The following is a 22152-nucleotide window of genomic DNA, read 5'->3' as shown; positions in this document are numbered from 1 at the left end:
GGCCAATGCGCCGTCGGGCCAGCAGTTGTTCCTGATGTTCACAACCATGGGCGCGACGGCCGATGCGAACGGCCGGATTCCCGGTGTCTCGATCGTCGTCACCGGCAGGGATCCGCTGGATCAGTCGGCAAGCAGTGCTGCCATCACCAGCGCCGATACGGTCAACAGCAGCCAGGGCGGCGGCAGCACAACCCTGGGCACCAACAACCAGGCGATCACCGAACAGGAAGGCCTGCGCTTCAGCTTCGTCAGCGGTGCCAAGGCAGACTTCACAATCCCCAACCTGAGCCCGGGCGAAGCGGGGGTCGAAGCGAACATCGACTTCACCCAGTACTTCGGCGCCCGTTCCGCGACCTTCAAGATCGTGCAGGAGACGGGCGGCACGACTGCGAAGCTCTTGCTCACCGCCGTCAAGAACGCCGACAACGTCAGCGGGTCGCAGAGCGGCGTCAACTTCGTCAACAGCTACGCCAACGACAGCACCGAAAAGGTCGCGATCATCAACGGCRGTGTCACCGTCAAGACGTTCGCGGGCGCCACCGTCAGCACCGCCGTCATCACCTACAACGCCGACGGCACAGTGCTGATCACCGGCGTTCCGACCGATTCGCAGATCACCTACAGCACGGCGACCGACCACAACCGCGTGATGATCGAGAACGCCGGGTTGCTGACCGACAAGAGCGGCGACAAGACGCATGCTGACTTCGACATTGGCGGCTTCAAGGTGCTGCAGTCCAGTACATCAACCGCCGAAATCGGCTCCAAGATGATCTTCGAGGACGACGGGCCGAGCATCAGCACCACTGGCACCGAACCGACGCTGACAGTCGATGAAACGGTGCTGGCGACCAACGATACCAAGAGCTTTGCCGCCAACTTCACCTCGGCGTTTGGCGCTGATGGTGCGGGTACGCTGACCTATGCGCTGGGCGTGGTAGCGGGAGGTTCAGGGTTAACGGACGCCGCCACCGGTGAGGCAGTCAACCTGTCGCTCAACGGCACCGTGGTCGAAGGCCGTACGGCCACCACCAACCTGCTGGTGTTCACCGTCAGCGTCGCCGCCAATGGCGACGTCACCCTCGACCAGATCCGCGCCGTGGTGCATCCCGACGCGACCAATCCCGATGATTCGAAGACGCTGACCTCGGACAGCCTGGTGACGCTGACGGCGACCAAGACCGATGGGGACGRCGACAGCGTCCATGCCACSCTMAATATCGGGCAGAACCTGGTGTTCAAGGATGACGCCCCCAGCATCAGCACCACCGGCACCGAGCCAACGCTGACAGTCGACGAAACGGTACTGGCGACCAACGATACCAAGAGCTTCGCCGCCAACTTCAGCTCGGCGTATGGCGCTGACGGGGCCGGCACCCTGACYTATGCGCTGGGCGTGGTCGCGGGCGCCTCAGGGCTGGTGGACACAGCCACGGGCGAGGCGGTGAACCTGTCGCTCAATGGCGGCGTGGTGGAAGGTCACACGGCCACCACCAACCTACTGGTGTTCACCGTCAGTGTGGCCGCCAATGGCGACGTCACCCTCGACCAGCTCCGCGCCGTGGTGCATCCCAATACCACCAATCCCGATGATTCGAAGACCCTGACCGCGGACAATCTGGTGACGCTGACGGCAACCATCACTGACAAGGACGGCGACAGTGCCCACGCCACCCTCAACATCGGCCAGAACCTGGTGTTCAAGGACGACGGGCCGAGCATCAGCACCACTGGCACGGAACCGACGCTGACAGTCGACGAAACGGCACTGGCCACCAACGACACCCAGAGCTTTGCGGCCAACTTCACCTCGGCGTATGGCGCCGATGGCGCCGGCACGCTGACCTATGCACTGGGCGTGGTGGCGGGTGCCTCCGGGCTGACCGACACGGCCACCGGCCAAGTGGTGAATTTGTCGGTTAACGGCGGCGTGGTCGAAGGCCGCACGGCGACGAGCAACGATCTGGTATTCACGGTCAGCGTCGCCGCCAACGGTGACGTCACCCTCGACCAACTCCGGGCCGTGGTGCATTCCGACGCAAGCAATCCGGATGATTCGAAGACGCTGACTTCGGACAGCCTGGTGACGCTGACAGCGACCAAGACCGACAAGGACGGCGACAGCGCCCAGGCCACCCTCAACATCGGCCAGAACCTGGTGTTCAAGGACGACGGGCCAAGTATCAGCACCACCGGTACAGAACCGACGCTGACAGTGGACGAAACGGTACTGGCGACCAACGATACCAAGAGCTTTGCCGCCAACTTCACCTCGGCGTTTGGCGCTGATGGCGCCGGCACGCTGACCTATGCGCTGGGCGTGGTCGCGGGAGGCTCCGGGCTGACGGATACGGCCACGGGCCAGGCGGTCAACCTGTCGCTCAACGGCGGCGTGGTGGAAGGCCACACGGCGATTAGCAACGACCTGGTGTTCACGGTCAGTGTCGCCGCTAATGGCGACGTCACCCTCGACCAGATCCGCGCTGTGGTGCATTCCGTCACGACCAATCCCGATGACTCGACGAGCCTGACCTCGGACGATCTGGTGACCCTGACGGCGACCAAAACCGACAAGGACGGCGACAGCGCCCAGGCCACCCTCAACATAGGGCAGAACCTGGTGTTCAAGGATGACGGGCCAAGCATCAGCACCACCGGCACGGAACCTACGTTGACGGTGGACGAGACGGTGCTGGCGACCAATGATACCAAGAGCTTTGCCGCCAACTTCAGCTCGGCGTTTGGCGCTGATGGCGCCGGCACCCTGACCTATGCACTGGGCGTGGTCGCCGGTGGCTCCGGGCTGACCGATACGGCCACCGGTGAGGCAGTCAACCTGTCGCTCAACGGCGGCGTGGTGGAAGGCCGCACGGCCACCACCAGCCAGTTGGTGTTCACGGTCAGCGTCGCCGCCAATGGCGACGTCACCCTCGACCAGCTCCGCGCCGTGGTGCATCCCGATGCGACCAATCCGGATGATTCGAAGACCCTGACTGCGGACACTTTGGTCACGCTGACAGCAACCAAGACCGATGGTGATGGCGACAGCGCCCAGGCAACGCTCAACATCGGCCAGAACCTGGTGTTCAAGGATGACGCCCCCAGCATCAGCACCACCGGCACCGAGCCAACGCTGACAGTCGACGAAACGGTGCTGGCGACCAACGATACCAAGAGCTTCGCGGCTAACTTCAGTTCGGCGTACGGCGCTGACGGGGCCGGCACCCTGACCTACGCACTGGGCGTGGTCGCGGGCGGCTCCGGGCTGGTGGACACGGCCACGGGCCAGGCGGTCAACCTGTCGCTCAACGGTGGCGTGGTCGAAGGCCACACGGCCCTTAGCAACGATCTGGTGTTCACGGTCAGCGTGGCCGCCAATGGCGACATCACCCTCGACCAACTCCGGGCCGTGGTGCATCCCGTCACGACCAATCCCGATGACTCGAAGACCCTGACCGCGGACAACCTGGTAACCCTGACGGCGACCAAAACCGACAAGGACGGCGACAGCGCCCAGGCGAGCCTGAACATCGGACAAAACCTGGTGTTCAAGGACGACGGACCGAGCATCAGCACCACCGGCACGGAGCCGACACTGACGGTCGACGAGACGGTGCTGGCGACCAACGATACCAAGAGTTTTGCGTCTAACTTCAGTTCGGCGTTTGGCGCCGACGGTGCGGGCACGTTGACCTATGCACTGGGCGTGGTGGTGGGGGCCTCCGGGCTGACCGACACGGCCAGCGGCCAGGCGGTGAACCTGTCGCTCAACGGCGGCGTGGTCGAAGGCCGCACGGCCACCAGCAACTTGCTGGTGTTCACGGCCAGCGTCGCCGCCAATGGCGACGTCACCCTCGACCAGCTCCGTGCCGTGGTGCATCCCAACGCCAGCAATCCCGATGATTCGACGACGCTGTCGGCGGACAACCTGGTGACGCTGATAGCGACCAAGACCGATGGGGACGGCGACAGCGCCCAGGCGACCCTGAACATAGGGCAGAACCTGGTGTTCAAGGACGACGGCCCTACACTTGCCTTCGGCAACCTGATCGGGACCGGTAGTGTCCTTCCACAAACAGGGTACTGGGATCACTCGAACGGAGCCGACGGACTGGGTGCAACCGGGCTGGATATTTCGTTGGTGAACAACCAGTTCACCCTCGTCCGGCCAGACAACACGACCACCACCGGCACCGGCACGCTCACCGAGCAGTCACCCTCACCGGATGCCAATGGCGCCTACCACTTCGCAGGCACGTTGACCGGCGATTTCGACAACAACGCCTCCACGGCAAATACCAGCGTCGACTACACGCTGACCGCCTATACCAATGGCAGCTACACACTGGACTTGGTGCAAGGTTTCAGTTCGACGATCGTGCTCAGCAGCGCCGACGGCTCGCTCAGTGCCGGCGGCCCGGATCCGGTGCGCACGTTGCTGATCCCGGCGCAGAATCCGCCGACTATTCCTTCACCCTCCGAGGAGATTGTGTTCTTTTCCGCCAAGGCAACGGCGTTGCCTTCGGACATCCTGAGCGGTATCGGGCTCGGTAAACCCGACCCCACCGAAGCCCAGCTACAGACCACCCCCCTGCCGTCGTACATCGACCCGGCGGCCATGAACGTCAGCACGTCCGGCATCGGCGTCGGCAATAACCTTCTCCAGGGAGACAGCCTGGCGGCCATCAGCGCCGCCGATGAAAGTTTCGTGATCAATCCGGAAAGCCTGCTGACGGGGATGAAGATTTTCATCGACAACTCCGTGGGGGGGTACAACACGGCGACCGAGGACCTGTACTACCGGATCTACTACGAGAATGGCACGTTTTCGGCCCTCACCGAGGTGAACACTCTGACGCCAGAAGCCGGCGGACAAGTGTCCTTCCTCGTTCAAAAGGAAGGCTCGCTGCTGATTGACGCGGTTCAGCTCACGATGGGCCGAGGCGATGTCAAGATCCCGGTGATCCAGTTCATTCAGCAGACCGAGAACATGGCCAGTGATATCAAGCTGGCGTTCAACGCGACGCTGACGGACAAGGATGGGGACTCGGCGACGAGTGGTTTCAACGCCAACCTGTTCGCCAACGACTTGGGCACCACCTTCGACTTCACGCTGGCTGGCACGGCCGGTGTGCGGGATGCCTTCAACGTCGATTTGTCATTCACCCAAAACAAGTACCAAGTCACCGGCTTCGATGCGAGCGCAGGCCTGCGAGACACGCTGGTGCTCAACGGCGACCAAAGCTCCGTTGTCCAGTCGATCGACAACAGCGGCGCCAACAGCATCGTGACGATCGCCGAAACGGGCGGACAAATCACGACCATCACCTTGGTCGGGGTTGATGTTCTGAATACCGACATTGTCCATGGCAGCGCCTGAGGAAGCGCACGCGTGAAAGAATGCGAGGGTGGCGTAGAAACCACCCTCGCATGCCTTACAGGTCTGATATGGGATTCACGGACGGCGACACAGTGACGGCCTGGGCGCCCCAAAGAAATTCAATGCAGCTCCACCCAAGTGGACTCGGGCGGTTCTTCGTTGTTGGTGAGCCCGTGCTTCTGTGCGTATATCAGCAAGTCGATACGGTTAACGAGATTAAGCTTTTGATAAATATTACTGAGGTGGTTGTGCACGGTGTGCTCGCTGATACCCAGGCGCCCGGCGATGCACATGTATTTGGCAGACGGATCCCCCACGATGGCGCGAATCAGTTCCTTTTCACGCAGCGTCAGCCGCGCCTGTTTCGCCTGCTCCGAATTGCATTTCAAAGGTATATGCCCGGTCGCGGCATAGTCGGAAAGCCCACCGACCCAGGCTCTATCCAGCCCGATGTCGCGATGGTGGACCTGGATGATGGCTCGGATGATCGATTCCGTCGGGTCTTCCGCCAGCACGACGCCGCGTGCGCCCGCCTCTATCGCCTGGGCAACAGGGACGGTTTCGTACAGGCTCTTGAGCACCAGGACTTTCATTTCGGCGCTACGGGCGAGCCCCGCGACGACCGCCAATGGGTTCAGCGCATCCGGAAAGAAACTGAAAAAAATGACATCGGGACGCAACTGATCGGCAAGATCCAGCGCTTTGGTATAGGTGGTGGCCTGCCCGCTCACTTCCATCTGAGGCTTGCGGGCATTGATCAAGTCTTGAAGGCCCATAAGAACAAGAGGACGACAGTCGATCAGCATCACGCTTATTGGTTTTATTTGGGTCGTCATTACCGTCCTGACTCCCTTGAAAAATGAACGATGGCCTCCACCCGCTGGCCTTCCTGGATCAACAGCTCATTCACCTGTCCATCACGATTGATGGACAGATACGAGCGTCGTCAGGCCTTGACAGTGCCCGCCCGGGTATTAGCCCTGGGGGACACTTCCACCCGTTGCACCGGCAGGGATTGCGGACGTTCCCAGAAGCCGGGCAAAAGCCATCGAAACAACAAAAATAGGAATAATCATCAATAGTTTGCGCTTGATGATGTGCTCCCGCGAACCGCTCAACTGAGTCTAGGCCAGCCCGGCGCGCTGCCGGCCCAGCCATCCGCCAGTCGTCGACTCAGCCTCATGCGGATAGCCCGGCTGATGTTCCCAGCGGTGCCATCCCCCCTAAAAAATCAAGGTCTTAGGCTCGCCACCGGCGACCTGCGGCTGAAGTCTGCCCCGATCAAAATCGTCAATTAACCGACGAGTGGCGTGCAGCAAAGTATGACAATAAAACCAGCGTCAATTTGTCGGCGAAACCCACCGCATCGAGCCACCCACAAGCCGGCCCCAGGCCCGCGGGCAGGCACTGAAAAAACAGCCTGGCTGGAGGGTCTACAACGGCGGTATTGCTGGCAGGTTCAGGGGGATGTGAGTTTTTGACTGGAGCTGCGGGGGCTCAGCCAGGCATTGACGTTTTCGACACTCTCGACAGGCGGCTTGCCCGCCCAGCGATTGAGCGTGAAGACATTGGTGACGAAGTCGTATTGGGTCTTGAGCAGATCTCGACGAGCCCGGAATTCGTTGCGTACGCTGGTCAGTACATCGACGGCATTGACCATTCCGTAACTGAGTCCTTTTTCTGCCGCCACTCTGGACAGCTGTGCCGAGGCCAGGGCATGCCGGCTCGCACTGATCTTTTCTGCGCTCGAGTTGGCCGTCAGGTAAGCGGTGGTGATCTCCTTGACCACCTGGCGCTGGACTGCTTCCAGTTGCTGCTCCGCCACAATCTGATCCTGGTAGAGCCCCCGCACCCGCGCCGAGGTTGAACCACCGCTGTATATCGGCACTTGCACGCCAATACCGGCGACATAACTGTCGGTACGCGGCGCCAGGGAGTTGTTGTAGCCCTCGTTGGTCTGTTGCGCGCTCAGAGACAGGCTCACGGTCGGATAGTGTCCGCCCTTGCCGCCGCGCAACGCAGCGCCTGCGGCCTCGACACCACTTTCGTTGGCCTTGAGCGCCGGGTTTTGCGCTATCCCCTCGCGGACCCACGTTTCAAGACTCTGCGTCGACACTTGTAGTTGCACGTCATCGCGAATCCGGTTGAGCTTCTCCTTGACTGGCCGGCCGACGATCTCCGCCAGTGCCTCGCGGGTGATACTGGCCTGGTTCTGGGCATCCAGCTCCTGCGCCGCCAGCAAATCGACCCGGGCCTTGAGGTCGAGTTGATCGGTAATCATTGCCAGCTGCTTTTCGTACAACGCATTGACCCTGTCCAGGCTCTTTTGCGTGGTTTGAYGCTCCGCCTTTACCAACTCCAGTTCATCCTCGGCCGCCAATGCGGCGAAGTAACGCTGGGCTAAATCCACTGTGGCCTCGGCCTGGGCCTCCTGCGCTTCTGATTCGGTTTGCTTGGCCAGGCTTTTGAATCTTTGGTAGTTCTCCCACGCGGCCTTGTTGTAAAGGTATTGACGCAGCACCAGGCTGTAGATTTCGCTATCGTAACTGCGCTGCACCAGGTCGCTCTCCTGATGAATCCGGTTCTGCCCGGCGTTGAGCGATACCTGTGGTAACAGCGAGCCCAGGGCCTCGCGTTGATGTTCCTCGCCCGCCTTCGCTCGCGCATACGAGGCCAACACTCGCGGGTCTTCCAGCCGGGCCTCGCGGTACAACTGCATGAGATCCGTGGAATACGTCGAGGCACTGACCCCGGTCGGCTTTGCTTCAGTGGTTTGCGCCAGAACGGCACCCGCGGCAAACATGAACGCCCCGCCCAGCAGAACTGTCGACGCTCGCATGATCACTCCTCGATCAACGCTTGAGAGATGACATTGCGGGCCGGCTGCAGAAGGTATTGCAACAGCGTGCGTTGCCCCGTGATGATCAACACGTCCGCAGGCATCCCCGGCAGTAATTTGCGATCACCCAAGGCGCGCACGCCGGCTTCGGTGACCCGGACCCGCGCCAGGTAATAGGGAGTCCCGGTCTTTTCGTTGACCAGCCGGTCCGCCGAGACACTGATGACCTCGCCCTGGATCACCGGCGTGGTCGCACTGTTGAACGCGCCGAAACGGATATCGGCACGCTTGCCGATGGCGATGCGATCGATATCGACCGGCGCCACCTGGGCCTCTATGACCAGTTCAGAAACCGAGGGAACGATGTCCAGCAAAGGAGTCGCCGAGCGCACGACGCCGCCAATCGTATGCACCGTCATGCCTATCACCATGCCCGATTCGGGTGCGCGGATGATGATATGGCTGAGCCGGTCTTCCAGGGCGGAAGCCTTCTCTTGCAGGTCGTAGATTTTGGTCTGGACATCGGCCAATTGTTTGGCGACATCGGCATTGAAGTCTTTATCGACTTGTAGAATCTGCAGCTGTGTTTCATTGATCTGCAGGCGCGTCCTGGTGATGGTCGAACGATGGTCGGCCAATTCGGACTTGACCATTTCAAGCTTGCGCTGCTGCTCAAGCAGGCGTTGTTTGTCGACGAACCCTTGTGACAACATGTCTGTCAATTCAACGATTTCACCGCTGTAGGATTTATTCAGTTGGCTCTTGACACCAATCATCGCCTCCAGCCCCTTGATCTGTTGATTCAACTGACCAATGCGCTCTTGCAGCACCGATATCTGGCCCAACCGTGAGCCCCGTCGTGCGTTGAATACCTGGGTCTCGCCCTGGCGCGCCTCGGCACCTCGCAGACTGTCGGCATCGGTCATGACGTCAAAGCCAATGACTGGCAGATTGTCCCGCTCAGCCTTGAGTCTTGCCTCCATGGCTCTGGCGGCAATGAGCTGGCTTCGGGTCATCTCGTATTCGGATCGCAGCTGGGCATCATCGAGAATAATCAGCGGGTCATCCTGCTTGACGATGTCACCGTCATGGGCCAACACCTCTTTGACGATGCCACCTTCGAGGTGTTGTACCGTTTTCCGATAAGCCTGCACGGTGACCACACCAGGCGCGTAAGCCGCGCCATCGATCGGTGCGACCGCCGCCCAGGTGCCGAACACCCCGAAGGTCATCAATAAAATGCCAAAACCCAGGCGACGGATCTTTCGATCAGATACCGCCAGGTCGGCGAAGTTATCTGTTTGACGACTGAGCATCGTACTGTTCATCGGCATCACCCTTGCGAGTAGCCACCGAAGCCACGCTTGCGCCTGCTTGCGAGGCGTGCTTTTGTGCCCGCTGCGCGAGTTCGGCCAGCACTTGTTCGCGTGGTCCATAGAGACTGATGGCGCCATCACTCATCACCATCAGCCGGTCAAGTTGGGACACAATGTTGGTTCGGTGGGTAATCACAAAAACGGTTGCGCCTGTCAGCTTGAGCTGCTGGATGGCCACCGCCAGGGCACGATCACCGACTTCGTCGAGATTGGAATTGGGCTCGTCGAGGATAATCAGCCGCGGGTTGCCATACAGGGCACGGGCCAGGCCTATGCGTTGGCGCTGCCCTCCCGACAGCATGACGCCATCGCTGCCAATGACGGTGTCATAGCCATCGGGCAACAGCAGAATCATTTCGTGAACGCCGGCAGACTTGGCCGCCAGAACGACTTTCTCGGAGTCGACCTCGGCGAAGCGGGCAATGTTCTCGCTGACGCTGCCTTCGAATAATTCAATGTCCTGGGGCAAGTAACCTATGTACGGCCCGAGTTCATGTTTGTCCCACGCGCTGATGTCCGCGCCATCGAGCCGGACCACCCCATGCTGCGGCGCCCATACCCCCATCAGTGCCCTGGCCAGGGTGGACTTGCCCGCGGCACTTGGACCGATGATTCCGACAATGCAGCCGGCAGGTACGCTGAAACTTATGTTTTTGATGATCGGGGTTTTCGAGCCAGGTGCCGCGACGATCAGATTCTCCACCTGCACATGACCCTGAGGCGCAGGCAATGACATACGCTCGGGCTGAGCCTGTTGTTTGTCGAGGATGTCGTTGAGACGGCGGTACTGCGAACGGGCCGCAATAAAGCCCTTCCAGCTGCCGATAATCAGATCGATGGGGGCCAAGGCGCGCCCTAGCAGCACGGACCCGGCAAACACCATGCCTGGCCCCACCTGGTGATCCACGGTCAGGTACGCCCCCAGCCCCAGGATCAGCGATTGCACCAGGATCCGGAAGGACCTGGAAAGCGTGCTGATGATGCCACCTCTATCGCTCGCCCCGGACTGCAGCATCAGGACATGCCTTTGGCGACGCCCCCAACGGTCCATCAGGGTTTCAAGCATGCCCATGGACTCGATGACTTCAGCGTTGCGCAGATTTTTCGTGGTATGGAGCGTCGCGCTGATATGTTCCTTGTTAGCCTGGGCAAGTGCCGGCCCCGTCAACCTCTCATTGAGAAACGCGAGAAATAACAACAACAACGCACTGCCCACCGCTACCCAGCCATACCAGGGATGGAACATGAACATCACAGCGACATAGATAGGCAACCAGGGCGCATCAAAAAAGGCGAACAATCCATTACCGGAGAGAAACTGTCTCAAGCCCGTCAAGTCGTTGAGTGACTGGGCCGAGGCATCCATGCCGCCACTTTCCAGCGCCCGTTTGAAACTGGCCTTATAGACCTGGCGACTCAGCAACACATCCAGCCGGGTACTGACCCGAACCATGATGCGTGAACGCACCCATTCCAGAGAACCGAGTGTTACCACCAACCCGGTCATGATCAGCGTCAGCATCGCCAGGGTCGTCAGACTTCCGCTGGTGACCACTCGTCCATACACCTGAAGCATATAGAAGGTAGGAACGAGCATCAGCGCGTTGATGAAAAAGCTGAAAAAGCCAACAGAAACAAAGCTGTCTCTACAGGCTTTCAACGCTATTTTCAGACTGTTTTCAGGTGTGTTTCGCATGGAAACCCCTGCTCGAAAAGCCATACCTTGAGGAGCTTAGATCATGCCGAACGACTGTGTGTAGCAATCGACAGACCGTCAAAGGCACACGAGTTTTATCCCTGCAATTGCCCCGGTTCAGCTCTTTCCCCAACAAGGCCCTGCACTTGTCCTATCCTTCCATCCACCCCATTACTCTGGACATCAAAATGCCCGCCCCCGAATCCACCCTCCTCCAGAGCTGGCACCACAACGCCAAGCCCTGGATCGAGGCTATCCGCACCGGCACCATCGAAAGCCGACTCAAGGTCACCGACCAGGCAATCCTGCTGGCGATACTGGGCCGCCAACCCGAGCGTGTGCTCGACCTGGGCTGCGGCGAGGGCTGGCTGTTGCGGGCGCTGGCTGAACGGGCCATCGAGGCGGTCGGTGTGGATGGCGATGCGACACTGGTCGAGGCAGCACGGGCGGCGGGCTCTTCGCGGGTGCATTTGGCGAGCTATGACGAGTTGGTCGAGGCGAAGGTGGACATCGGCAGCGACTACGACCTGATCTGCGCCAACTTCGCCCTGTTGCATCAGGACATCATCCCCCTGCTCGCCGCCATGAACGCCCTGCTCGCCCCCGGTGGCGCGCTGGTGATCCAGACGCTGCATCCGTGGACCGCGGCGGCGGGCGACTATCAGGACGGTTGGCGGGAAGAAACCTTCGCCGGGTTCAAGGGGCAGTGGCAACCCATGCCGTGGTACTCGCGCACCTTGTCCAGTTGGCTCAATGCCCTGGACATGGCCGGTTTTCGGCTGGCCAGCCTGCAAGAGCCGCAGCACCCGCAAAGTCCGGTGCCGCAGTCGTTGTTGTTGGTGGCTGAGCGATAACGCTTTTACACCTGTCAACCTGGTCTGAGATCGGTGCTGTAATTCTGCCCGGACTCTCCTCGTCCATGGGTAGCCAGAGAAAATAGTGGCGAACAGTTAGCACATGCCAAGCATGCCCTCAGCCTTCGACAGCGGACACGAGCGGTAACCAGACGCAGACTTCGAATCCCTCCTGTCGACCTGTTGCCGGCGACACCAGCATCATTCGCGCGTTGACCCCCTGCACAATGGTTTTGGCAATCGCCAACCCCAACCCTGACCCGCTGGCTTCACTGTGACCGCGCACAAAACGCTCGGTCAGGTGCTGCAACACGGGCTCCGGCACCACCGGGCCACCGTTGACCACCCGTAGCAACGCCTGGTCGGTCAGACTGACTTCGATCGGTTGATCCATCGCACCGTACTTCAGCGCATTCTCGATCAGGTTGCGCAACAGAATACCGAAAGCATCCGGATCAATGACCGAGTACACGCAGGCCTGGGTTGGCAACTGCAGCTCGATGTGGCGAGCGCTGCTATGGTTCCACTCATCAACCACATGGACCAGCAACGGAACGAGATCCTGGGGCGTTTCGGACAGCAGCCCACCGCCTTCGGCCTTGGCCAGTTGCATAAGCTTTTCCGAGAGCCGCGCCAACTCGCGCAACGAGTTTTCGATCTTTGCCGCGCGCACTCGCAACGGGCCTTCGGGCGCTTCGTGACGCAGCCGCTGGACCTGCGCCAGGGTAGCGGCCAGTGGCGTGCGCAGTTCATGAGCGCTATTGGCGGTAAAACTACGCTCGGCCTCCAGGGCCTTGCGCAAACGCTCCAGCAGATGGTTGACCGCGTCAGCCAGCGGATCGATTTCGGCCGGCAGGCGCGACGTTTTGATCGGCGACAGATCACCCACCCCACGGGCCTCCACCGCTCGACGATAGGCCAATACGCTGCGCAGGCTGATGCGCACGAATAACCAGGTGCCCAACAGGCTGATGGGAATCAGCGCCAATAGCGGCATCAGCAAGGCAAACAAGGCTTCCCGCGCAGCCTCACGGCGATGGCCAAGGGGCTCGGCGATTTCAATGAACAGCGTTTCCCGCAACGCACTGGCGCCATACAGACGGTATTTTTCAGTGGTGGAGAAACCTTCGGTCGGTTGTTTGTTGAAGATATTCGGGTTGGCGTCGTGGGATTGCATCAGGATCTTGCCCCTCGCATCGCGCACCAGATAGGTCAGGTATTCCTTGTGCATTGTGAGGGGGGCCACGTGGTGTGTCTCATCGGGCTTTTCCCGATTGCTGATTTCCAGTACGACCAGGGGCAGCATGCGTTGCGCCGTCTCTTCCAGCGCGCTGTCGAATGCCTCATTCAACTCATGTTGCACCACCAGCCAGGCGCCGACGGTCGCCCCCAGCCAAAGCAAGGTCATGCCCAGGGTCAAGCCCACGCCGAGACGTTTTTGCAGGCTGGACGACTTCATGCGGACGTCAACCGGTAGCCCATGCCGCGCACGGTTTCAATCAGGTCGCGCCCGAGTTTCTTACGCAACCGGCTGATATAGACCTCGATTGTGTTGCTCTCGATTTCGGCACCGAAAGCGTACAACCGTTCTTCGAGCTGCGCCTTGGACAGCAGTGCGCTGGGGCGCTGGACAAATGCCTCGAACAGCGCCCACTCCCGCGCCGTGAGGTCCACAGTCGCACCGGCCCGCTGCACCGTACGGGCACTCATATCGATCTGCAATTCGCCGAGTTTGATCTGCGGGTTGGGGTTGCCGCTGTAACGGCGAGCCACTGCAGCCACACGGGCCGATAGTTCAAACAGGTCGAACGGTTTGACCAGATAATCATCGGCCCCGGCATTGAGGCCGGCGATACGATCGGATATCTGATCCTGGGCGGTCAGGATGATCACCGGCGTTGTATCCCCTGCGGAACGCTGCTGACGCAAAAAATCCAGCCCGCGACCGTCCGGCAACATCAGGTCAAGCAGGATCAGGTCGTAAGGGGTAGTGCGCACACTGTTGCGCGCATGCTCCAGGCGCTGTACCCAATCGACGGCGTGGCCGTCATCGGCGATCTGTTCGCGCACCGCCTCCCCCAACCCCGGTGCGTCCTCGACCAATAAAACCCGCATCTGGCACCTCCTTGATGATTATCGTGCAGCACCTTAATCGCCTTACCTGACGTGAATCTGAAGATTCAGGTGAGTCCCTCTGTCGATGATTTTTACTGCGCTTCAGGTTGCTGTCAGCAAGCAAGTCCAGGATCTGGACCCAACGATCAAAAGGACACTCCCATGAAAAAAATTATCGCTGCATCCTGCCTCGCCGGCGCCGTTGCCCTGCCAGGACTGGTCCAGGCCCGTGAAGTGACCTTGACCACTCAGCTCAAGGACTACGGCGGCAATGATGCGTATCTGGCGATCTACGTCACCGATGGCACTGGCCAATACCAGAAAACCCTCTGGGTGGCCGGCAAGAAGGCCAAGTATTACAGGCATCTGGCCGACTGGGCCCGTGGAAGCGGGATGAACCCGAGCGAGTTTGACGGGGTCAGCGGCGCCAGCGTCGGCAGTGGGCGCACCCTCAAAGTCAGTGTCGAACTGGCAGACACCCTGATCGATGCCGGCTATCAAATCCGCATCGACAGCGCCGTCGAGGACAAACGTGATGCCCGCGCCGATGTCAGCGTGCCCCTGACGTCCAAGGGCGCAGGCAAGCCGGCGACCGGCAGCACCTACGTCGAGTCCTTTACTTACGATCTGTAGCACTGGCCATTCTGGAGGCTGAACATGCTTCGCCAGTTCCATTCCCTGCCCGGCCTGATCGCCGCCCTGCTGGTCATGCTGTTAGCCATCAGCGGCGCGATGCTGTCTGTCGACCCCGCCCTGGAACGCCTGCACAGCACGTCCACCGCTGCCGGGCAAGTCAACGTCAGTCAACTGGCCGGGCGCGTAGCCAGCCATTTCCAAGGCGTGGAGCAGATCCAGCGCACAGCGTCCGGGACGGTCATCGTCTACTACAACCAGGACGGTCAGGCCGGGGCCGAAAAGGTCGATCCACTGACCGGTCAAGGCCTCGCACCTTACGAGCCATCCGCCTTCTCGCGCTGGATGAAAGACCTGCACCGCTCGCTGTTCCTTGGCACACCTGGCCACGGGGTGTCTGGAGTCGGCGCGCTGTTGATGCTGATGCTGTCGGTGTCTGGTGCGCTGTTGCTGGCCCGGCGGCTGGGCGGCTGGCGCAACCTGTTGCGGCCACTGCGAGGTTCCTTCAGCCAGCGCTGGCATGCTGAAGTCGGACGCCTGGCATTGCTTGGGCTGCTGTTGTCGGCACTGAGCGGGCTCTATATGTGCGCCACGACTTTCGGCTTTATCGCTGATGGCAGTCAGAATGAGCCCACCTTCCCCGCCCACGTCAGCGCCGGCCCGGCCTTGCCGGTGGCGAACCTGAAAGCCTTGCAGGCCACTGACCTGAATGACCTGCGCGAGCTGGTCTACCCGAACCCCAATAACCCGCAAGACGTGTTTTCCCTGCGCACGGCCCAGGGCGACGGTTACGTGGACCAGGCCAGCGGCACTTTGCTGTCCTATCAAGCCCACGATTCGATGCGCAACGTCTACGAATTGATTTATCAATTGCACACCGGTGAAGGCCTCTGGTGGCTCGGTCTGCCGCTGGGGCTTTGTGCCCTCTGCGTGCCGTTGATGAGCGTGACCGGCATCCTGCTGTGGTGGCGCCGCCGCAAGGCCGCTCCGAACATCCGTGAAAACTGCACCGCGCAATCCGCCGACAGCGTGATTCTGGTCGGCAGTGAAAACAATAGCACCTGGGGCTTTGCCAACACCTTGCATGACGCTTTGCACCAGGCCGGACACCGAGTACATAGCGCGGCGATGAATCAATACACCAGCGAATACAGCAATGCCCAACGGGTATTCATCCTCACCGCGACCCACGGCGACGGCGATGCCCCGGCCTCGGCTTCGCAGTTCCTGGCACGGTTGACCAGGGTCGGCCTCAAACCCGGCCTGCCGTTTGCCGTGCTGGGCTTGGGCGACCGCCAGTTTGCGCAGTTCTGTCAGTACGCCCATCAGGTGCAGGACGCGATGTTACAGGCCGGTGGCTCACCGCTGCTGGAGCTGGAAACCGTCAACCGCCAGTCCGCCCAGGAATTTGCTCGCTGGGGCCGCGCACTGGGCAAAGTACTGGGGCAGGACCTGACGCTGGTCCATACTCCGGAGCAGCCACGTACCCATCAACTGATTCTGATGGAGCGCATCGCCTACGGCGAACAGGTGAATGCGCCGACCCACGTACTACGCTTCAAGGCAGCCAGCGAGCTGCCGGAGTTTCTGGCCGGAGACCTCGCAGGGATTCTGCCCCCTGGTAGCGCGATCCCGCGGTTTTACTCGCTGGCCAGCAGTTCGCAGGACGGTGTGCTGGAAATCTGCGTACGTAAACACGAAGGTGGCGTGTGCTCGCAATTCCTTCACAACCTGGACATCGGTGCGTCGATCGAAGCTTTTATCCAGCCCAACCCACAATTTCGTCCGGCGTCGGGCGCGCACCCGGTGATCCTGATCGGCGCCGGTACCGGCATAGGTCCCTTGACCGGTTTTATCCGCAACAACAAGGCCCGACACCCCATGCACTTGTATTGGGGCGGGCGTAATCCGGCTTCGGATTTCCTCTATGAATCAGAGCTCAAGCGTTACCTGGCGGACCAGCGCCTCACGGCATTGCGTGCCGCCTTCTCCCAGGTCATGGACGGCAGTTACGTGCAAGACCGGTTGATCAGCGATGCGCTGGTCTTGCGYCGGTTGATTGAGAAAGGCGCCCAAGTGTTGGTGTGTGGCGGTCGCGAGATGGCCAAGGGCGTGATGCAGGCCCTGGATGAAGTGCTGGCGCCGATCAACCTGAGTGTGCTGACCCTCAAGGCACAAGGACGCTACCGTGAAGATGTCTACTGACTTGCAACGCTACAGCCTGAATGGCGAGACCATGGGCACCCGTTACACCGCCCTGTTCTATGCGCAAGCCGGGATCAATACCGACAACATCGACCATAGCCTGGCACGCGCCGTGGCCCGGGTAGACCAGCAAATGTCCACCTGGAAACCCGACTCCGATCTCAACCGCCTCAACGTCGCCCCCGAACAGGAGTGGGTGCCGGTACCCAAGGAACTGGCCATGGTGCTGTCTGCCGCGCTGCGTGTCAGTCAGCAATCCGGCGGCGCCTTCGACATCGCGGTCGGCGATCTGGTGAATGCCTGGGGGTTCGGCCCCGGCGAACAGACCGTCACGGAGCAGATGCTCGACACGCTGCCGCCGCAAGCTCGCCTGTCCGCCAGTGCGGCGCTGAGCGTTGACCCGCAACGTAATCAGGTGCGCAAACGTGCGTCGCTGAACCTCGATCTGAACGGTATCGCCAAGGGTTTTGCTGTCGATGAGCTGGCCCGCTGTCTGGAGGGTTTTGGCATCACTCGTTATCTGGTCGGCATCGATGGCGAGATGCGCGCCCGCGGCGTCAAACCTGATGCCCAACCCTGGGTCGTAGCCATTGAAAAACCCTGCCGGGGGGTGCGCGAAGTCATGGGTGTGATGGAACTCAGCGACGCTGCCATCGCCACGTCCGGAGACTACCGACACTGGGTCGATGTGAGGGGGCAGTCCTATGCCCACACCATGAACCCGGCCACCGGCGCACCGCTGTGCAACGCGCTCGCGGCCGTCACAGTGGTGGCGGCCTCATGCATGCTCGCCGACGCCTGGGCCACGGCGCTGATGGTGCTGGGCGAAACCGAAGGCCCACGCCTGGCACAAGAGCGCGGGATGGACGCGTTGTTCGTGCTGCGCGACGGTGAACAGTTCAAAGAAATATCCATCGTCGGCGGCCAGTTGCAGGCGCAGATTGAAATGCGCTGAAGGACCATTCGAAATCAGTACGAATCAAACCGCCAGATGAGACATGACGCCCTGGGCGGCCACGCCCAGTTCGAGCCTTTATTGGTAACCGGTCGGTAGAAGACCCTGTGACCGGTTGATCCACCTCATCTGAATACAACCCGGATCAGCAGTGCCCACTGCTGAAGAGCTTTTTTATAGCTCACAAGCATATTTTTAATAATTTTCCTCTTCCGATTGATGCCGCACTATCAAACCGCACTGAGCACCTCTGGTCCGGCTTTCCCGGATGAAAGCTTTTTTCATAACGATGCCGGCCCCAAGAGCCCGGCACGGTGGAACCTTATCGGCCTCTGGCCAGCACTGCCCGGCTTTACACCATTCTAAAAACCAGCTGTGGGAGCGTTCCATGTCTTTATCCTTACGTACCTGTGTTCCTTTTTCCCTGGCCCTGTTGTGCACCGGCGTGCTCGCCGAGCCCCAGGCCCTGACTGTCATTTCGTTCGGCGGCGCCACCAAGCAGGCCCAGGACAAGGCCTATTTCCAACCCTTCAATGCAAGCGGTGCGGGACGCATCGTGGCGGGCGAATACAATGGCGAACTGTCGAAGATCAAGGCCATGGTCGATGTGGGCCATGCCACCTGGGATGTGGTCGAGGTGGAGAGTCCGGAACTGTTGCGTGGCTGTGATGCCGGCTTGTTCGAGCGACTGGACAAGGCCAGTTTTGGCGACCAGGCCCAGTTCGTACCGGGGACCTTGACCGAGTGTGGTGTGGCCACCTACGTCTGGTCGATGGTCATGGCCTTCAACAAGGACAAGCTGGCCAAGACCCCGACTTCCTGGGCGGATTTCTGGAACGTCACCGACTTTCCGGGCAAGCGCGGCCTGCGCAAAGGCGCCAAGTACACCCTGGAAATCGCTCTGCTGGCCGATGGTGTCAAGCCAGACGAGCTCTACAAAGTGCTGGGCACCCCCGAGGGCGTGAACCGTGCCTTTGCCAAGCTCGACAAGATCAAGTCGAGCATCCAGTGGTGGGAGGCTGGAGCCCAACCGGCGCAGTGGTTGATCGCCGGTGACGTGGTGATGAGTGCCGCCTACAACGGTCGTATCGCCTCGGCGCAAAAAGAAGGTATGAACCTGAGCATCGTCTGGCCCCAGAGCCTGTACGACCCGGAATACTGGGCCGTGGTCAAAGGGTCGCCGAACAAGGCGCTGGCCGAGCGTTTCATCGCGTTTGCCAGCCAGCCGCAGGCCCAGAAGGTTTTCTCGGAGAACATCCCTTACGAGTTCTGGTTTTACGACTGCTGCGCAGCCGAACGCAGCCTCGCCCCGGCTCGACAGCTGCTACGGATTAATCAATCAAGCCATCAAGAGCGCCCCACGGAACCTGTGACCGGTAGATTTCCCAGCAAGTTGAGCCCGGTACTCTTCACGAAAGCGTCATAGTCCATCGGTTTCTCGATGCGGGTTTCAGCGTTGGGCAGTACGTAAGCCCAGGCACGCTTGGACGATGCGTCGTAAACCAGTTTGAACAGGCGGGTCGGCACCCAGACCTTGTTGTCGCCGACGGTGCCGTGGCCTGAATCAAAGAGCGGGCCGGTAAAGACAAAGACATTGCCATCGGCTCGTTTGGCAAACTTTCTGACATCGGACTCGACCTTACTCCAGATCTTCCGGTTGTTGGTTGGGTCTTGCGGCACCATGTTCGACAGCGCAAAGGATTGGGCCATTGCATTGGGGTTCGGTGCATCGGCTGCCGGGGATTGATGGCCACGGTCCACGGCCGGATGTTGGCTACGGTAGTCGCTCAACTCTGCCCGCCCACTCTTGGGAATGCGTGGGTCCGGATAGAACTGGTTGGTGCGCTCCTCCCCTTTGGCATCCTGCAGCTGGGCGGCATTAAGGCGTTCGACCACTACCAGCGGTGTCTTGCTGGTTTGCGAGTACAGCACCGCGAAGTTATCGGAACACAGGGCCAAGGGTTTCATTGTGGCAGGCACAGTGGCCATGTTGATCGGTTTCGCGGCCGGGAACAGATCCGCGCAGCCGTCAAACGATGCCTGTTTCTGTTTGTTTGAATAGAGTTCCAGCGCCGCGCTCTGGCTGATCGAGCCCGAGTGGGAGGTTTGTTGCTGATGCTGGGTGGGCGGCTTGATGAAATCCAGCAGACTGCGGGCTTGTGCCCCGGTCGAGAGCAAAACAAGGGCCGACAGCCCAACTGCAATTTTGCGTAGGTGCATGCTTTAAATCTTCGAATTGGATTGAGGGGTAAACGTACGACGAGTCCCGATTTACGAAACCAGGTAGAAGCGGTTGCGGATTATATTGCGGTGAGCATGCTTTCACTGTCCTTGATCAAATTGCCGATGCGGATCCGGTCGGCGCCAGGCAGTACGACCGCTGACGGTCGCGCGGGGTGTATTGACCATCACAAGTCACATTAGTGCTGAGCGGCGTACACATTCTACTTGGCCATGCTCGTCGAATGGGCATACCTAAGCGGACTGGTTAACTGACGCGAAACGTTGTGCGTACTCCTTGTAGACAGGCGCGTATGCCGCTTTTCACTTAGCATCCAATAATCATCCATTCATTTTCAGGGAGTGTCTGATGAGCCCGAAAATAGAGCTGTATGGCGCGCCTACCGGCAACAGTCTGAGGGCTGCAATAGCCTTGGAGGAAGCAGGTATCCCCTACACCGCACGAAGACTGAACTTGCAGGCGAATGAGCAACGCGACTTGTCGTACCTGGCGCTTAATCCGGCAGGAAAAGTCCCAACCCTGGTCGACCATTCATCGACACCCCCGCTGGTCATTAACCAATCGAACGCAATCATTCAGTTCGCTGATGCAAAAGCTCCGGGTCGGCTCGCACCAGCGCATCGTGGACCAAAACGCGACCGGGTGTTTGATCGTTATTTCTTTTTCGTAACGGACGTCATCGGGCCCAGTCATGCTGCATTTTCCCTGCGCCAGGCAGGATTTAATGATGCGGCCACAGTTATCGATCAACGCGTCATTGAACAACTCGTCTACGCAGAACGGTTTCTTACCGACGACTTTATGGCCGGAGATCAGTTCTCCATGGCGGACATCTCCGCTTTCACCATTGCGGCATCATTTCGTGATCGGCTGGATTGGGCAGTGCTTTCACGCTTATCACGCTGGTTCGACGCGATCGAAGCCAGGCCCGCCGTACAACGAGGATTGAAAACGTTCCAGAATCACTGAGCGCTACTGCGCAGACCTTATTGTGTGCGCTAAAGATGGGCATGGCTGCTCGCATCCTGCCCGAGGTCTGAGCCCCGGACATGCGAATATCGTATGTATCACAAGAATGGCAGCGTTCTATAAGGGCTCTGCTGTCTGGATAAGCGAGTTCAACACCAGTTTAATTTCAGAGGCTGGATCTTTATGCCCTTRCAGTATCAAACCTTCCGACAAAGCGGTGAAGGTCCTTGCAAGAGCGGCATTCGCCAAAGGAGGCTTCTTGCCTGCATGATTAAATATGATGGTAATCAACTTACCCAAGGCTTCACTATTTTCCTGATGCAGATCGTAGTAATGCGTTGAGAACTCTTCATCACGCAAGGCGATCAGTTGCAACTCAGCATCAAGAATCGCGCAACTGGTATTATTTTTAAGCGTGTCAATATAGGCATTCAATCCATGGGTCAGCTCTTCCGATGAATACCCTGAAGTCAGGGTGACACTCAATCGATCAATCTCAACTCCCTTGAATCTCTGAGTTAACTGCAGAAGCAAGTCCGACTTACTTGTAAAGTTTGAAAAGAAGGCCCCCTTCGAAAAACCGGCTTCCTCGGAAATAGCGTTGACACTGGTGGCGTGAAAACCTTTTCTCACCATAAGGTCAGTGGCGGTATCGAATAACTTATCCCTTGTTATTTGCTGACTTTCTTCTCGACCTAATCTCTTTTTAATCACGCCTTCGGCTCCTTTGGCCAAACAAATCTATTTGTAACTGGATGCAACGGATCTGCCACTCACTGCGCAAACCTGTTTTAACTATCATATCTTATACTAAGCCCTCTTAATCACTTTGCATTTAAACTTTTAAGGAGTGCCATGTAAATGCCATGTATTGGGCCCCGCACGTTC

14 protein-coding genes and 1 pseudogene are annotated in these 22152 nt (G+C 59.6%); 7 read left to right on the top strand and 8 right to left on the bottom strand.

The window, feature by feature from the left end; all coding sequences use genetic code 11:
• Positions 1–5380, top strand: a 5380-nt coding sequence (locus AC1DIS_RS08895) for a DUF5801 repeats-in-toxin domain-containing protein (protein ID WP_477780834.1), incomplete at its 5' end; no start/stop codon positions are given.
• A gap of 119 nt (positions 5381–5499) precedes the next feature.
• On the opposite strand, the gene AC1DIS_RS08890 is transcribed toward AC1DIS_RS08895, so the two are convergent.
• From AC1DIS_RS08890 to AC1DIS_RS08875, 4 genes are all read right to left on the bottom strand, one after another.
• Positions 5500–6216: a response regulator transcription factor gene (locus AC1DIS_RS08890; RefSeq protein ID WP_477744402.1), complete on the bottom strand. Its 717-nt coding sequence runs from the start codon at positions 6214–6216 to the stop codon at positions 5500–5502.
• Positions 6217–6839: 623 nt separating this feature from the next.
• Positions 6840–8219, bottom strand: a complete 1380-nt coding sequence (locus AC1DIS_RS08885; RefSeq protein ID WP_477780833.1) for a TolC family outer membrane protein — start codon at positions 8217–8219, stop codon at positions 6840–6842.
• 2 nt (positions 8220–8221) lie between these two features.
• A complete protein-coding gene (locus tag AC1DIS_RS08880) occupies positions 8222–9535 on the bottom strand; it encodes an HlyD family type I secretion periplasmic adaptor subunit (protein ID WP_018927963.1) in 1314 nt (437 codons plus the stop codon).
• On the bottom strand, positions 9513–11291 hold the full coding sequence (locus AC1DIS_RS08875; protein WP_230139028.1) for a type I secretion system permease/ATPase: 1779 nt from the start codon (positions 11289–11291) through the stop codon (positions 9513–9515). The genes AC1DIS_RS08880 and AC1DIS_RS08875 overlap by 23 nt, the downstream gene beginning before the upstream one ends.
• Positions 11292–11479: 188 nt before the next feature.
• Between AC1DIS_RS08875 and AC1DIS_RS08870 the strand changes: the two genes are divergently transcribed.
• Entirely contained in the window at positions 11480–12145 is a 666-nt protein-coding gene (locus AC1DIS_RS08870) for a class I SAM-dependent methyltransferase (protein WP_477744401.1), read from the top strand.
• Between the two features lie 118 nt (positions 12146–12263).
• Here AC1DIS_RS08870 and AC1DIS_RS08865 read toward each other — a convergent pair whose 3' ends face one another.
• Both AC1DIS_RS08865 and AC1DIS_RS08860 read right to left on the bottom strand, forming a co-directional pair.
• Positions 12264–13604: an ATP-binding protein gene (locus tag AC1DIS_RS08865; RefSeq protein ID WP_018927960.1), complete on the bottom strand. Its 1341-nt coding sequence runs from the start codon at positions 13602–13604 to the stop codon at positions 12264–12266.
• Positions 13601–14260: a response regulator transcription factor gene (locus tag AC1DIS_RS08860; protein ID WP_477744400.1), complete on the bottom strand. Its 660-nt coding sequence runs from the start codon at positions 14258–14260 to the stop codon at positions 13601–13603. Before AC1DIS_RS08860 ends, AC1DIS_RS08865 begins: the two co-directional genes overlap by 4 nt.
• Positions 14261–14422: 162 nt before the next feature.
• On the opposite strand from AC1DIS_RS08860, the gene AC1DIS_RS08855 reads away from it, so the two are divergent.
• From AC1DIS_RS08855 to AC1DIS_RS08840, 4 genes and pseudogenes are all read left to right on the top strand, one after another.
• On the top strand, positions 14423–14893 hold the full coding sequence (locus AC1DIS_RS08855) for a DUF2271 domain-containing protein (protein WP_477744399.1): 471 nt from the start codon (positions 14423–14425) through the stop codon (positions 14891–14893).
• A 24-nt stretch (positions 14894–14917) separates the two neighbouring features.
• On the top strand, positions 14918–17098 hold the full coding sequence (locus tag AC1DIS_RS08850; RefSeq protein ID WP_477744398.1) for a PepSY domain-containing protein: 2181 nt from the start codon (positions 14918–14920) through the stop codon (positions 17096–17098).
• Complete coding sequence (locus AC1DIS_RS08845; RefSeq protein ID WP_477744404.1) at positions 17088–18053, top strand: FAD:protein FMN transferase; 966 nt, start codon at positions 17088–17090, stop codon at positions 18051–18053. The genes AC1DIS_RS08850 and AC1DIS_RS08845 overlap by 11 nt, the downstream gene beginning before the upstream one ends.
• A 388-nt stretch (positions 18054–18441) precedes the next feature.
• Positions 18442–19317, top strand: a pseudogene (locus AC1DIS_RS08840) (ABC transporter substrate-binding protein); the annotation flags it as partial.
• A gap of 83 nt (positions 19318–19400) precedes the next feature.
• On the opposite strand, the gene AC1DIS_RS08835 reads toward AC1DIS_RS08840, so the two are convergent.
• Positions 19401–20273 carry a DNA/RNA non-specific endonuclease gene (locus tag AC1DIS_RS08835; protein WP_018927953.1) on the bottom strand — a complete coding sequence of 291 codons (873 nt, stop codon included), beginning with the start codon at positions 20271–20273 and terminating at the stop codon, positions 19401–19403.
• A 370-nt stretch (positions 20274–20643) separates the two neighbouring features.
• Between AC1DIS_RS08835 and AC1DIS_RS08830 the strand changes: the two genes are divergently transcribed.
• Positions 20644–21264, top strand: a complete 621-nt coding sequence (locus AC1DIS_RS08830; protein WP_064617447.1) for a glutathione S-transferase family protein — start codon at positions 20644–20646, stop codon at positions 21262–21264.
• Positions 21265–21381: 117 nt separating this feature from the next.
• Here the strand turns inward: AC1DIS_RS08830 and AC1DIS_RS08825 are convergent, their stop codons facing one another.
• The gene (locus AC1DIS_RS08825; RefSeq protein WP_477780832.1) at positions 21382–21978 is read right to left on the bottom strand and encodes a TetR/AcrR family transcriptional regulator; all 597 of its coding nucleotides are present in this window, start codon (positions 21976–21978) and stop codon (positions 21382–21384) included.
• Positions 21979–22152: the final 174 nt, after the last annotated feature.

The sequence above is a fragment of the Pseudomonas sp. 05N433 genome (assembly GCF_056396925.1).
This window is presented reverse-complemented; position numbering and strand designations above follow the sequence as displayed.